This is a genomic window from Flavobacterium algicola (assembly GCF_022399565.1).
Lineage (GTDB): Bacteria > Bacteroidota > Bacteroidia > Flavobacteriales > Flavobacteriaceae > Flavobacterium > Flavobacterium algicola.
Genome location: NZ_JAJTUT010000002.1, coordinates 316,541 through 330,705, shown reverse-complemented (window position 1 = coordinate 330,705; position 14,165 = coordinate 316,541). Strand labels below are relative to the sequence as shown.

General features: G+C 34.7%; 11 protein-coding genes. 10 read left to right on the top strand and 1 reads right to left on the bottom strand.

Going from position 1 to position 14,165, the window contains the following annotated elements:
* Positions 1-172 precede the first annotated feature (172 nt).
* From LXH21_RS08145 to LXH21_RS08125, 5 genes are all read left to right on the top strand, one after another.
* Positions 173-640, top strand: a complete 468-nt coding sequence (locus LXH21_RS08145; protein WP_239864492.1) for a MarR family winged helix-turn-helix transcriptional regulator — start codon at positions 173-175, stop codon at positions 638-640.
* Positions 624-3,014: a 3-hydroxyacyl-CoA dehydrogenase/enoyl-CoA hydratase family protein gene (locus LXH21_RS08140; RefSeq protein WP_239864490.1), complete on the top strand. Its 2,391-nt coding sequence runs from the start codon at positions 624-626 to the stop codon at positions 3,012-3,014. The genes LXH21_RS08145 and LXH21_RS08140 overlap by 17 nt, the downstream gene beginning before the upstream one ends.
* Positions 3,015-3,031: 17 nt before the next feature.
* Positions 3,032-4,213, top strand: a complete 1,182-nt coding sequence (locus LXH21_RS08135) for an acetyl-CoA C-acyltransferase (protein WP_239864488.1) — start codon at positions 3,032-3,034, stop codon at positions 4,211-4,213.
* Positions 4,214-4,490: 277 nt separating this feature from the next.
* The gene (locus LXH21_RS08130; RefSeq protein WP_239864486.1) at positions 4,491-6,281 is read left to right on the top strand and encodes an acyl-CoA dehydrogenase family protein; all 1,791 of its coding nucleotides are present in this window, start codon (positions 4,491-4,493) and stop codon (positions 6,279-6,281) included.
* Between the two features lie 171 nt (positions 6,282-6,452).
* Positions 6,453-6,980: a superoxide dismutase family protein gene (locus LXH21_RS08125; protein ID WP_239864484.1), complete on the top strand. Its 528-nt coding sequence runs from the start codon at positions 6,453-6,455 to the stop codon at positions 6,978-6,980.
* Between the two features lie 264 nt (positions 6,981-7,244).
* On the opposite strand, the gene LXH21_RS08120 is transcribed toward LXH21_RS08125, so the two are convergent.
* Positions 7,245-8,063, bottom strand: a complete 819-nt coding sequence (locus LXH21_RS08120) for a polysaccharide lyase family 7 protein (protein WP_239864482.1) — start codon at positions 8,061-8,063, stop codon at positions 7,245-7,247.
* Positions 8,064-8,421: 358 nt separating this feature from the next.
* Here LXH21_RS08120 and LXH21_RS08115 point away from each other — a divergent pair, with 358 nt between their 5' ends.
* The 5 genes from LXH21_RS08115 (at position 8,422) to LXH21_RS08095 (ending at position 13,589) form a co-directional block, all read left to right on the top strand.
* Positions 8,422-9,306, top strand: a complete 885-nt coding sequence (locus LXH21_RS08115; RefSeq protein ID WP_239864480.1) for a phospholipase A — start codon at positions 8,422-8,424, stop codon at positions 9,304-9,306.
* A 193-nt stretch (positions 9,307-9,499) separates the two neighbouring features.
* Entirely contained in the window at positions 9,500-10,066 is a 567-nt protein-coding gene (locus tag LXH21_RS08110; protein ID WP_239864478.1) for an L-threonylcarbamoyladenylate synthase, read from the top strand.
* A 109-nt stretch (positions 10,067-10,175) separates the two neighbouring features.
* A complete protein-coding gene (locus LXH21_RS08105) occupies positions 10,176-11,594 on the top strand; it encodes a CCA tRNA nucleotidyltransferase (RefSeq protein WP_239864467.1) in 1,419 nt (472 codons plus the stop codon).
* A 21-nt stretch (positions 11,595-11,615) separates the two neighbouring features.
* Positions 11,616-12,638, top strand: coding sequence for a COX15/CtaA family protein (locus tag LXH21_RS08100; protein WP_239864458.1), 1,023 nt, complete (start codon positions 11,616-11,618; stop codon positions 12,636-12,638).
* 180 nt (positions 12,639-12,818) lie between these two features.
* Positions 12,819-13,589, top strand: coding sequence for a CDP-alcohol phosphatidyltransferase family protein (locus tag LXH21_RS08095; RefSeq protein ID WP_239864456.1), 771 nt, complete (start codon positions 12,819-12,821; stop codon positions 13,587-13,589).
* Positions 13,590-14,165: the final 576 nt, after the last annotated feature.

The following is a 14,165-nucleotide window of genomic DNA, read 5'->3' as shown; positions in this document are numbered from 1 at the left end:
AATAAAATCGTTCTCTTATTTACAGTTCTATCCACTCTACAACAACTACTATTGCGTTTTATTATCTTTTGAAGTAATGGTATTCTTGTACCTCTCATTTATCAAAAAAATAATCTAATTTTATTATGCGTGCATAGTATTTTTTCTTATATTTGAAAGAGTTACTACGCTTATGAAAGATAAAACCATAGATTACATCCTAAAAACAACTTGGCAAGCCATTACAAGAATGTATAATGAAGAAGCGCTAAAGCATGGAGGCACTATGGCAACTGGCTTTGCTTTGCTAAGTATGGATAAAGATAGTGGAACTCCATCTACAGCTCTCGGCCCAAAGATGGGTATGGAAGCTACTAGTCTAACCCGTACCTTGAAGTCAATGGAAGACAAAGGTCTTATTGAGAGAAAAAAGAATCCCGATGATGGTCGTGGTGTTCTTATTTATCTAACTCAAAAAGGAAAGGAAAAACGAGCTGTATCTAGAGAAAATGTAATGCAGTTTAATGATGCTGTTAAAAGACATATCCCTGAGGACAAACTTCAGAATTTTATAGAAGTAGCAGAAATCATAAACGAATTAATTCAAAATAAATCTATTTTTAATCAAACCGAAAAAACTGAAAATGAAACGCACAATTAAAAAAGTTGCAGTAATAGGATCAGGAATAATGGGTTCTGGCATAGCCTGTCATTTTGCTAATATTGGAGTCGAAGTTTTATTACTAGATATCCTTCCTAGAGAACTTACTGAAAGTGAAACAAAAAAAGGACTTACCTTAGAGTCTCCCTTAGTACGTAATCGCGTGGTAAATGAGCATTTGGCCAACGCGCTAAAGTCAAAACCTTCTCCAATCTACAGTCAAAAATTTGCCAGTCGCATTACTACTGGTAACACGACAGATGACATGGAAAAAATTGCTCAAGTCGATTGGATTATTGAAGTAGTGGTAGAACGTCTGGATATTAAGAAATTGGTTTTTGAACAAATTGAAAAATTTAGAAAGCCAGGCACTTTAGTTACATCTAATACGTCAGGAATTCCGATTCACTTCATGAGCGAAGGTCGCACAGAAGATTTTCAAAAACATTTCTGTGGAACGCACTTTTTTAACCCAGCACGTTATTTAAAGTTATTCGAAATCATACCAGGGCCAGAAACAAGTACAGAAGTGTTGGACTTCCTTACTATTTATGGTGAAAAATTTTTAGGAAAAACGTCAGTTGTTGCTAAGGATACCCCAGCTTTTATTGGAAATAGAATTGGAATTTTCGGAATACAAAGTTTATTTCATTTGGTAAAAGAAATGGACTTAACAGTTGAAGAAATTGACAAGTTAACAGGACCAGTAATTGGTCGTCCAAAATCGGCTACCTTCAGAACAGTAGATGTTGTAGGGCTAGATACTTTGGTACACGTTGCCAACGGAATTTCACAAAACTGCCCCGAAGATGAACAGCATGCTTTGTTTCAATTACCCGACTTTATCAATACGATGATGGAGAACAAATGGTTAGGAAGCAAAACAGGCCAAGGTTTTTATAAGAAAGAAGGTAAAGAAATCTTAACTCTAGATCTAAATACTTTAGAATACAGAGCAGCCAAGAAAGCATCATTTGCAACTTTAGAATTAACAAAGACAATTGACAAACCTATAAATCGTTTTAAAGTTCTTGTAAAAGGAACTGATAAAGCGGGGATTTTCTATAGAAAGAGTTTTTCAGCCCTTTTTGCCTATGTTTCTAATCGTATCCCTGAAATTTCAAACGAACTATTTAAAATCGATGACGCTATGAAAGCTGGCTTTGGTTGGGAAAATGGTCCTTTTGAAATTTGGGATGCTATTGGAGTTACAAAAGGTATCGAAATGATGAAAGCGGAAGGTGTTGAACCCGCAGCTTGGGTAAATGAAATGCTTGCTTCTGGTAACACAAGTTTCTATAGCATCAAAGAAGGAGCTACTTACTTTTATAATCTTCCCACCAAGTCTCAAGAAAAAGTTCCTGGACAAGATGCCTTTATTATTTTAAATAATATTCGCGAAAGCAAAAAAGTGTGGAGTAATAGTGGTGCTATTATTCAAGATCTTGGCGATGGTATTTTGAATATCGAGTTTCAATCAAAAATGAATACTATCGGTGGCGATGTACTACAAGCCATAAATAAAGGTATTGATCTGGCCGAAAAAGAATATCAGGGTTTAGTAATTGGAAATCAATCAGCCAATTTCTCTGTAGGAGCAAATATCGGTATGATATTTATGATGGCAGTAGAGCAAGAATACGACGAATTGAATATGGCAATCAAAACTTTCCAAGACACCATGATGCGCGTACGTTACTCAGGTATTCCTGTAGTAGTTGCACCACACGGAATGACATTTGGTGGTGGTTGCGAAATGAGTTTGCATGCTGATAAAGTTGTAGCAGCAGCCGAAACTTATATGGGATTGGTTGAATTTGGTGTAGGTGTTTTGCCAGGAGGTGGTGGATCGAAAGAAATGGCATTAAGAGCTTCAGATTTATTTCATAAAAATGATGTTGAACTCAATGTTCTACAAGAGTATTTCTTAACGATAGCAATGGCAAAAGTTTCTACTTCGGGTTACGAAGCATTTGATTCTGGTTTATTGCAAAAAGGAAAAGACATTATTGTAGTAAATAAAGACCGCCAAATTGCCGAGGCAAAAAAACATGCCCTAATCATGGCCGAGGCAGGTTACACTCAACCAATTCACCGCAAAGATGTAAAGGTTTTAGGAAAACAAGCCTTAGGAATGTTCTTAGTAGGAACCGACCAAATGGCTGCAGGAAGTTACATCTCTGAGCACGATAAAAAAATCGCCAATAAACTTGCTTATGTTATGGCAGGTGGTGATTTATCCGAAGCTACGATGGTGAGTGAACAATACCTTCTGGATTTAGAGAGAGAAGCATTTCTTTCTTTATGTACAGAAAGAAAAACACTAGAACGTATTCAACACATGTTGAAAACAGGAAAACCATTGCGTAATTAGTACTAAAAAGAAAAAACATGAGAACAGCATATATAGTAAAAGCGTATCGAACTGCCGTTGGTAAGGCTCCAAAAGGAGTATTCCGTTTTAAAAGGCCCGATGAACTAGCCGCAGAGACGATTCAGTACATGATGAATGAACTGCCTGATTTTGATAAAACACGTATTGATGATGTTATGGTAGGAAACGCAATGCCAGAAGCGGAACAGGGATTGAACATTGGACGACTGATCTCATTGATGGGATTAAAAATTGAAGACGTACCTGGCGTAACAGTAAATAGATATTGTGCCTCGGGAATCGAAACTATCGGAATGGCAACGGCCAAAATTCAGTCGGGCATGGCAGATTGTATAATTGCTGGTGGTGCCGAAAGTATGAGCTTTATCCCAATGGGAGGTTACAAACCCACTCCAGATTATGCCGTTGCAAAAGCGGGAAACGAAGATTACTACTGGGGAATGGGGCTAACAGCCGAAGCCGTAGCAAAGCAATTTAATGTATCTCGAGAAGATCAAGATGAATTTGCATACCAATCACACCAAAAAGCTTTAAAAGCACAAGAAGAAGGTAAATTTGATAAACAAATTGTACCTATAACTGTTGAACAAACCTTTATCAATGCTAGCGGGAAGAAAGAAACAAAGTCATATGTTGTAAACAAAGACGAAGGACCTAGAGCAGACACATCTGTAGAAGCTTTAGCTCGCTTGCGACCAGTCTTTGCAGCTGATGGTAGTGTAACAGCAGGAACCTCTTCGCAAATGAGTGATGGAGCAGCCTTTGTTTTGATTATGAGTGAGGAGATGGTTAAAGAATTAAATCTTGAACCAATTGCTCGAATGGTAAGCTACGCTTCTGCAGGTGTGGAACCGAGAATCATGGGAATAGCTCCAGTTAAAGCGATACCTAAAGCACTTAAACAAGCTGGATTGCAACAGAAAGATATTGACCTGATTGAATTGAATGAAGCATTTGCATCTCAATCGCTTGCGGTAATACGTGAATTGCAATTAGATCCATCTATAGTGAATGTTAACGGTGGCGCCATTGCTCTCGGACATCCATTAGGATGCACAGGTGCTAAACTTTCTGTGCAATTATTTGATGAAATGAAGCGTCGCGGCAGCAAATACGGAATTGTAACCATGTGTGTGGGAACAGGACAAGGTGCTGCAGGTGTTTACGAACTTTTATAAAAGTAATTTAAAAACATTTAAACTCTTTTTGTCAAAACAAGAAATTATGTATTGTTAGACATTAACACAAATAAAAATAATTCGATTTAATAAAAATTTATTTTCTTTTTTTTCGAAAAAAAAACAGTAAATAGGTAATCGAAGTCATACTAAGAACATAACTTTTAACCAAATAGAAAGTACTATAGCTTATTTTATAAAGTGATCTTTTCATTTTTTAAAACCGACAGGAAACACCAGTTAACTATTATACTATTTTCTTTTAATAAACTTACAAATGAGCGACGTAACCAGAGGAGGTCAATTCCTAGTAAAAGAAACTAAGTGTGAATCTGTTTTTACACCAGAAGATTTTAATGAAGAACAAATTATGATGCGTGACAGTGTCAAAGAATTTGTTGATAAAGAATTATGGGCACATAAAACCCGTTTTGAACAAAAAGATTACGCCTACACAGAGGCATGTATGAAAAAAGCAGGAGATTTAGGTTTCCTTAGCATCGCCGTTCCTGAAGCTTATGGCGGGATGGGAATGGGATTTGTAAATACAGTCTTGGTATGCGATTATATCTCTGGTGCAACTGGCTCTTTTTCAACTGCATTTGGTGCACATACGGGAATTGGAACTATGCCTATTACTCTGTACGGAACCGAAGAGCAAAAGCAGAAATATGTACCTAAATTAGCTTCTGGAGAATGGTTTGGAGCTTACTGTCTAACAGAACCAGGCGCAGGATCGGATGCTAATTCTGGAAAAACCAAAGCCGTACTTTCTGAAGACGGAACGCATTATAAAATCACTGGTCAGAAAATGTGGATTTCAAATGCAGGATTCTGTAGTTTGTTTATTGTTTTTGCTAGAATTGGGGATGATAAAAACATCACTGGTTTTATTGTCGAAAATGATGCTGAAAACGGAATCACAATGAATGAGGAAGAACATAAGCTAGGAATTCGCGCTTCTTCAACTCGTCAAGTATTTTTTACTGATACGGTAGTTCCTGTTGAAAACATGTTATCAGATAGAGGGAATGGTTTTAAAATTGCAATGAATGCTTTAAATGTTGGACGTATCAAATTGGCAGCAGCTTGTTTGGACGCGCAACGTAGAGTGATATCAAGTTCTGTTGTTTATGCAAATGAGAGAGTACAATTTAGTACGCCTATTTCAAAATTTGGAGCAATTCGATCTAAGTTAGCAGAAATGGCTGCATCTTGTTATGCTGGTGAAAGTGCTACATATAGAGCTTCGAAAGATATAGAGAATCGTATTGCAGCACGTGAAGCTGAAGGTGCAACGCATCAAGACGCAGAATTAAAAGGTGTTGAAGAATATGCTATCGAATGTTCAATTTTAAAAGTGGCCGTTTCTGAAGATGTTCAAAATTGCGCAGATGAGGGAATCCAAATCTTTGGCGGAATGGGATTTTCTGAAGACACTCCAATGGAAAGTGCTTGGCGTGATGCTCGTATTGCCCGCATATATGAGGGTACTAACGAAATTAACCGTATGCTATCTGTAGGTATGCTGATTAAAAAAGCGATGAAAGGTCATGTGGATCTCTTAGGGCCTGCATCAAAAGTTGGAGAAGAGCTGTTGGGTATCCCCTCTTTTGACGCTCCTGACTACTCAGAATTATTTTCTGAGGAAAAAGAAATGGTTGCCAAATTAAAAAAGGTGTTTTTAATGGTAGCTGGAAGTGCCGTTCAAAAATACGGTCCAGATTTAGACTCTCATCAACAACTCTTAATGGCTGCTTCTGACATCCTAATTGAAGTTTATATGGCAGAAAGCACCATATTAAGAACAGAAAAATTAGCAAAAAAGGAAGGTCAAGATAAAGTAAAAGAACAAATTGCAATGGCGCAGTTGTATTTGTACAAGGCTGTAGATATCATTACGCAAAAAGGAAAAGAAAGTATTATTTCATTTGCGGAAGGCGATGAACAACGCATGATGCTAATGGGACTAAAACGATTTACAAAATACACCAATATGCCAAATATTGTCGCTTTAAGACATACAATTGCCTCTAAGCTTATCAACGAAAATCAATATTGTTACTAAAATTTATGAGCCGCAATCAAATTTGATTGCGGCTTTTTTAATAACTAATTTCTTTTATCAAATTTATTGTCAATAGCGAGGTGGAAATTATGTAAAATTTAAGATTAATTATAACTCTCAGTAATCACTATTATGTGTAATTTTAGACATCAGTAACCAATACTAAATAACATGAAAAAAATAGTAATTTCAGCAGTATTAATTCTTGCAGTCATCATAGGATGTAAAACAAGTAGTAAATCAAACGATAGTAAAAAGTTAAGCTTAACATTTGAAGCCAAAAGTGGCAGTAGCGTTGCAGGAACCGCAACCTTTACTCAAAAAGATGGTGAGGTAACCCTAGTAGCCAATTTTACAGGGCTTACACCTGGAGTTCATGCCATACATATTCATGAAAAATCAGACTGTAGCGCGGCTGACGGAACTTCAACGGGAGGACATTGGAATCCCACTTTTAAAAACCATGGTAAATGGGGAGTTGGTGACTATCATAAAGGAGACATCGGAAATTTTACAGCTGATGAAAATGGTAAGGGATCTATCACTTTTACAACAGATGAATGGGACATTGGGTCTGGTGACCCAACTAGAGATATTTTAAATCATGGAATAATTGTACACAAAGGAAAAGATGATTTTACAACTCAACCTACTGGTGATGCAGGTGGACGTGTAGCTTGTACCGGTATTATAAAATAACTCTAAATAGAATATTTAGAATAAAATAGTACGCCTTGCTGAATAATAGCTTTTCAGGATGGTCTATATAAAAAGCATGAATGATTTAAATCATTCATGCTTTTTTGGATTTAGCAAATTACACTAAGTCATCAAATACATGAAATTAGCAAATAGATAAATACACTATTCTTTGCCTGTTTTCAGAATAACAATCTGATTGAATGTCAAAAAAAAGCACTTACATTTTGTATGTAAGTGCTTTTTGGTCATTAGAAACTTTAATTAGTAAGCTGTTAAAGGAGCAGTTCCTGATCCTGTCGTAACCGAAGTTACTTTCACTTCACCAGTTCCGGTTGTTTGATTATAAACACCCGTTTTAAAATAATATCCGCTTGCACCAAAATTTGTACTACTGATGGTAAATGATTTTGTGTAGTGCGTTTTATCAGTCGCATCATAAATACTAAAGTTCAATTTACCGCTAGCCATTTGTAAAGTAATTTTATACTCATGACCCGTATTAAAGGCAACATCACTATCAATGTACGTTTTAGTTTCTGTATTTCCTGTATCTGTTTTATGAGAGTTTTGTTTAAATCGAAATTTACCGCTGTCTACCACCAACATGAAGAATTGTTGATCATTATCACCGTTTCTATGCAATTGTACAATTGCCATCTCTCCTCCACTCAAATATTTGGTAACATATAATTTGGTTTGTTGGTACGCGCTAGCATTATAACTGTATTCGCTTAGACCTCTCAACTCACATCGAGTTGATTTTCCTTTATTCATAGTCATCATCAAGTTATCACCACTTAAATAGCAATAAGTAGAGACTCCTGAACTTGTCAGCGAAGTATAACTTGTTGTACTTGTACTTCCACTGGTGGTACCAATTTGAATTTTATAGTTACTGGTAACGTTGCTGCTAGTAACTTTTGCAGTTGAAACATTTGCTATAGCAGTTGCTTCTACAGCCGCTACTTCACCAGAAGTAGTTGAATTTGCATCATCAGATGTACAAGAAATTGCAGCAATTGCTAGGGTTAAGCAAGCAACCCCGCTTACTAATTTTGAAAACTTTTTGTTCGTTGTCATTCTGTTAGGTTTGGTTAGTTTGTTAATATTTTCCAAATATAAAAACATTTTGATATTTATGTTAAAAAATCAGATGAAAAACATAGCATACACACTATTAAACATAATTTGTAAATAAATTACTTTTGATTATCATAAATAAATACGTAATTATAACCAAAAGCAAAATGTTTTTGTATAATTCGACCCTGCCCCTTCTACATTTTCCTGAAAATGTAATTTAGAAAATAACGAAGATTATACTTAGATTTAGAGGATTGTAAACATGGAAATTATAAAATAAAATATTTAATTTATAGAAATATTCGAGTCAATACTTTGGTATTTTTGTAAATTGTAAGAAATTAAAAAAAACTAAATGCCACAATTTTTTAAGACACTACTTCTTTTACTTATATTTTCTACAAGTTCTTATTCGCAAATTGATTTTGATAATGTAATAATTCGCAAAAGTTTATCAGAAGCCTGGGAATTAGACAGTATCGATAAACAAGGTACATTTAGACTTGTTTCATACCGTCCTATTTATTTTGCCGCAGCAAGATGGTCTAGCAAAAGTAATCCAGAACCATTTGACGAAAGCAATGAATTCGACACCAACGACAAAGATATTTTCAATTCTATTGAAACAAAATTCCAAATAAGTTTTAAAACCAAAGTAATTCAAGGTTTGTTATTTGGAAAAGGAGACTTATGGGTTGGTTATACACAAAAAGCCCATTGGCAAGTTTACAACAAGAAGCTCTCCAGAGCATTTAGAGAATTAAATTACGAGCCTGAAATTATCTTTAATTTTCCGATGAATATTGACTTATTTAAAGGAAAAATAAGAACTTTAGGTTTAATTTTAAACCATCAGTCAAACGGAAAAGATATTCCGACCTCTAGAAGTTGGAATAGAATAATCTTAAATATTGGATACGAATATAAAGATTGGAATGTGAATTTTAGACCTTGGTATCGAATGCCTGACGAAGAAGATGAGAATCCCGGTATTACTACTTATGTTGGAGATGCAGAATTAGAAGTTGGAACACACTTTGGAAAACACGAATTTTACACCATCATTAACCATTCTTTTAGCACTTTTGAAAAAGGTAATATTCAGGTAAATTATGTCTTTCCAATCCATGGTCATTTAAGAGGACATGCACAATTTTTTCAAGGTTATGGAGAAACTTTAATTGACTATAACATTCAGCAAACTACATTTGGCTTAGGTGTTTCTTTTGCAAATTGGTAATGCTTAGCGACTTCCATTTATAAATTTCTAATGGATAAATACTTTTTCAATTTAATTTAGAACATTCAAGCAATACCAACTTGTTTATCGCATGTACAATGTATAAAATGTCGTTAAAATGATTTTTTAAAACGCCTTAGATTCCCTCTAAATGAGAACAAATAATTATCTTTGCAGGACTTAAAAAGGAAAGATGGATATCAATCAGGAAATACTGAATGCTTACGAAGTAATAAAAGAGGGCGGAATCATCCTATACCCTACTGACACTGTATGGGGAATCGGTTGCGATGCTACTAATCCAGAAGCTGTTGCAAAGATTTACAAACTTAAACAAAGGGTAGAAACTCAGTCCATGATCTGCCTTATGAATGGAGATAAAATGCTATACAATGTTTTTAAAGACATACCCGAAGTAGCATGGCAAATCATGGAATTATCTGAAAATCCTACAACCTTAATTTTAGACAATCCGAGAAACGTTGCCGCAAATATCATTGCAACGGATAAAACACTCGGAATTAGAGTGGTAAAAGAACCCTTTTGTTTCAAATTAATGGAACGAATGAAGAAACCATTAGTCTCTACTTCTGCTAATATTTCTGGCCAACCTACTCCTAAGAGCTTTAAAGAAATTAACCCCGTTATTATAAAGGGAGTAGATTATGTAGTTAATCTACACAAAGAAAAAGTTTCTGGCAAACCTTCTACTATAATTAAACTTGGAAATGACAATCAAGTAAAAATTATAAGAAAATAGTTTACAGTATGAAAATTGTAAACTCGTTTTAAATTGAAAATAAAATAAGATTTATATAAAAAGTTTAAGGCTCTCCAATATCTAAAGCGCTTTAAACCCCTATTAAGACATGAATTACACCAAAGCATTAGAGAATCCTATATTTAAAATCATCGCTCAAGCAACCAAGGAGTTAAAAATCGACAGTTATGTTATTGGCGGTTTTGTTCGCGATTACTTGCTGGCACGCCCTTCCAAAAAAGACATTGATATTGTTGCCGTTGGTAGTGGTATCGAATTGGCATTGAAGGTATCTGACCTTTTACCAAATAAGCCAAAGGTACAGGTTTTTAAAAATTATGGTACTGCAATGTTACGTTACAAGGATACTGATATAGAATTTGTAGGTGCTCGTAAAGAAAGCTACCAAACCGAAAGTAGAAACCCAAAGGTAGCGATTGGTACATTACAAGATGATCAAGACCGAAGAGATTTTACTATAAATGCATTGGCATTTTCTTTAAATGAAAATAATTACGGAGATTTAATTGATCCATTTGAAGGTGTTAAAGCTCTAGAATCCAAGACAATTAAAACTCCTCTTAATCCTGATATCACCTACTCTGATGATCCTTTGCGCATGATGCGCGCAATACGCTTTGCTACGCAATTGGGATTTGAAATTGAGTCGAATTCTCTAGAAGCGATTACAAAAAACAAAGATCGTATTAATATAATTTCTGGGGAACGTATTGTTGACGAGCTTAACAAAATCCTATCAACAGAGAAACCTTCGATTGGTTTTTTACTGTTGTACAAGACAGGTTTACTAGATATTATACTACCTGAGTTGACCGCATTAAATAATGTAGAAGAAATTGAAGGTCAAACACATAAGAACAATTTCTATCATTCACTTGAAGTAGTAGACAACATCTGCCCTAATACGGATGATGTATGGTTGAGATGGTCTGCATTACTACATGATATAGGGAAAGCTCCAACCAAGAAATTTAATAAAAAGCAAGGTTGGACCTTTCACGGACATGAGTTTTTAGGAGGTAAAATGGTCAAAAAAATATTTGAACGTTTGCACATGCCTCTTAATCAAAAAATGAAGTTTGTTCAAAAAATGGTAGTTATGAGTTCCCGACCAATTGTGCTTTCACAAGATTTGGTTACAGATTCAGCAGTACGAAGATTGGTTTTTGATGCAGGTGAAGAAGTTGAGGATTTAATGACGCTTTGTGAAGCCGATATAACGACTAAAAATCCAGGTAAATTTAAAAAGTATCATAATAATTTTGTTATTGTACGACAGAAAATAGTGGAGGTAGAAGAAAAGGATTCGATTCGAAATTTTCAGCCACCTATTACCGGAGAGCAGATCATGGTTATTTTTGATTTGAAACCTTCGAGAGAAATAGGAACACTTAAGGAAGCTGTAAAAGAAGCAATTCTTGAAGGAGAAATTCCAAATGAATATCAAGCCGCTTACGATTTTGTGTTAAAAAGGGCACAAAAGATGGGTTTGAAAGCAATAAAATAAAATTTTAATAGTTTGATTAAAATGAATAAAGCTAATAAATCAGTAATCTATTGGTTACTTACAGGATGTTTTCTTTTATTTTTAATGGTTACCGTAGGCGGAATCACTAGGTTGACAAATTCAGGTTTGTCAATGACGGATTGGCACTTGGTTACAGATACTTTTCCCCCTCTGACAGAAGAGAAGTGGAATGCAGCATTTGATGAATATAAGAAGTTTCCAGAATACCAAAAAATAAACATTCACAACGACTTCCAGCTATCTGATTATAAATTTATTTATTTCTGGGAATGGTTTCACCGTTTTATTGGGCGCATCATTGGTCTGGTTTTTATCATTCCATTTGTATACTTTCTAATTAAGAAAAAACTGGATCGTGCGACAGTTAAAAAGTGTTTTATACTACTTTTTATGGGTGGATTTCAAGGCTTTTTAGGATGGTTTATGGTTCGAAGCGGACTTATTGACAATCCAGATGTGAGTCATTTTAGGTTAGCACTACACCTTACTTTTGCTTTCATCACTTTTGCTTATACGCTATGGGTAGCACTAGACCTCATACATCCGCATCGTAACCCTGCTCATGAATATTTACGAAAAATAGCTCGCTATGCACTAGCTCTACTTCTACTGCAAATTATCTATGGTGGTTTTGTAGCGGGTTTAAATGCAGGATTAATACACAATCACTGGCCTATGATGAGTGATGGTCAATTCATTCACGATAGTGTATTTATCGAACAAAAAAATCTATTACTGAACTTTATTGAAGGTAAAAGTGGTGTTCAATTTGTACACAGAACACTTGCTTATATTGTTGTATTTATTATTGGATTCTTATTTGTAAAAAGTAAAAAAAGCTTTTTGCTACAAGATCAAAAGAAAGGCATTAATCTATTGGTCATATTAGTATTATTGCAATTCGCATTAGGAGTTTTTACACTTTTACTTGGAGTACCATTATGGCTAGGATTAGCACATCAAATTAATGCATTCTTTTTACTAGCTGCAATGACCTATACTTTACATAGATTATCAAATTAACCATTTATATGTATATTTGCTTAAAAATGTAGCACCCACATAGCCATGCACTATTAGAGCTAGAATTCATATCTCTAAATCTTTCATAGTGTACCTCTGAAAAAGAAGGCATTAGTGACCAGCTTACCATTACATTATACTTTAGACTATATTGTCGCATTCCTTTGTTTTCAAGCAAAAATGTCAAAACTTACTGCTCAAGACCAGTTCATAGATCTTTCTGACTACGGAAGACCATTTGGTAAATTACTAGCGAATTCTTTAAAAAATACACGATTTACAGCAATCGACGTTACACTTTTATTTGGTTTCTCTGGCTTAATTGCGATTTATTGCATTATTGCAGGTCATATGTACTGGGCAGGGTTCTTTTTGATTTTAAAGTCAATAATCGACGCTGCAGACGGTGAACTGGCACGTATAAAAAACAAGCCCTCTTACACTGGTCGTTATCTTGATAGTGTATTTGACATACTATTAAACTTTCTAATTTTATCTGCAATATGCTATGCGTCTAACAGCCCCTATTGGCTCACTTTAATAGCATTTGCTTGTATACAATTGCAAGGAACTCTATATAATTTCTACTACGTAATATTGAGACACAAGTCAGCTGGGGCTGATGCCACCAGCATGATTTTTGAGCATGCAGCACCACAAGCTTTAAGGGGAGAAAAACAAGGAACAGTAAATTTAATGTTTAAGATATACCGTACCTTGTATGGTCAATTTGACACAATTATTTACGCTCTAGACTCAAAAGCATATACTGTTAAGACATTTCCTCGCTGGTTTATGACAGTTTTATCACTATACGGACTAGGTTTTCAGCTACTGCTAATTGCGATCATGTTAGCACTCGGCTTAACCGATTTAATTGTTCCATTCTTTATTATTTATTCTTTCTTATTGGTTGTTTTAATACCTTACAGAAGAATCTATATTCAGTAATTTACAGTTTATTCTACACAATTTTATTGATATTTAGCTACTAAGTTTAAACAGCAACTCTGCAAATACGGTTGCATAATTTGGATTTTTAAGTCTTATATAAGTGATTATAGCAGTTAATAATCATGATCTAATACCAATATAAAAAGCTTTTGAATTACTAATTATTCTAGACGTAAAGCAGTTCTAAAAGAATGATATTCTACCTATAAATCTCGCAATTCAAGAGTGTTTTAAAAGGCTATTTCAAGCCATGTCTCATTGTTATACTTACTCAATTTTTCGTTCAAAAACAGTAAAATAATGACATTGTCTTACCGTAATAACACTATAAAATAGCTGTAAATTTAAGTATAAAAATCACCTAAAAAACAAAGCTTACTAGACCAACTACGCAAACAATTTTACACCCAAGAAATGCTATTAAAATATCAAATAAAGATGATTTTAACAAGCTAAAAAACTGGTGAAAATCATCGCAGGAAAGTAAAATTTCCGTACTTAATTTGTAATGCAAACTGAGCCTTTTCGTAGAATTTCACAAATCGATATTTGAATTTTAATTTTTAAAATCAA

What these genes read in the sequence shown, in the direction of transcription:
- LXH21_RS08145 (WP_239864492.1), top strand. Translation starts at nt 173, where the DNA reads ATGAAAGATAAAACCATAGATTACATCCTAAAAACAACTTGGCAAGCC.
- LXH21_RS08140 (WP_239864490.1), top strand. Translation starts at nt 624, where the DNA reads ATGAAACGCACAATTAAAAAAGTTGCAGTAATAGGATCAGGAATAATG.
- LXH21_RS08135 (WP_239864488.1), top strand. Translation starts at nt 3,032, where the DNA reads ATGAGAACAGCATATATAGTAAAAGCGTATCGAACTGCCGTTGGTAAG.
- LXH21_RS08130 (WP_239864486.1), top strand. Translation starts at nt 4,491, where the DNA reads ATGAGCGACGTAACCAGAGGAGGTCAATTCCTAGTAAAAGAAACTAAG.
- LXH21_RS08125 (WP_239864484.1), top strand. Translation starts at nt 6,453, where the DNA reads ATGAAAAAAATAGTAATTTCAGCAGTATTAATTCTTGCAGTCATCATA.
- LXH21_RS08120 (WP_239864482.1), bottom strand. Translation starts at nt 8,063, where the DNA reads ATGACAACGAACAAAAAGTTTTCAAAATTAGTAAGCGGGGTTGCTTGC.
- LXH21_RS08115 (WP_239864480.1), top strand. Translation starts at nt 8,422, where the DNA reads ATGCCACAATTTTTTAAGACACTACTTCTTTTACTTATATTTTCTACA.
- LXH21_RS08110 (WP_239864478.1), top strand. Translation starts at nt 9,500, where the DNA reads ATGGATATCAATCAGGAAATACTGAATGCTTACGAAGTAATAAAAGAG.
- LXH21_RS08105 (WP_239864467.1), top strand. Translation starts at nt 10,176, where the DNA reads ATGAATTACACCAAAGCATTAGAGAATCCTATATTTAAAATCATCGCT.
- LXH21_RS08100 (WP_239864458.1), top strand. Translation starts at nt 11,616, where the DNA reads ATGAATAAAGCTAATAAATCAGTAATCTATTGGTTACTTACAGGATGT.
- LXH21_RS08095 (WP_239864456.1), top strand. Translation starts at nt 12,819, where the DNA reads ATGTCAAAACTTACTGCTCAAGACCAGTTCATAGATCTTTCTGACTAC.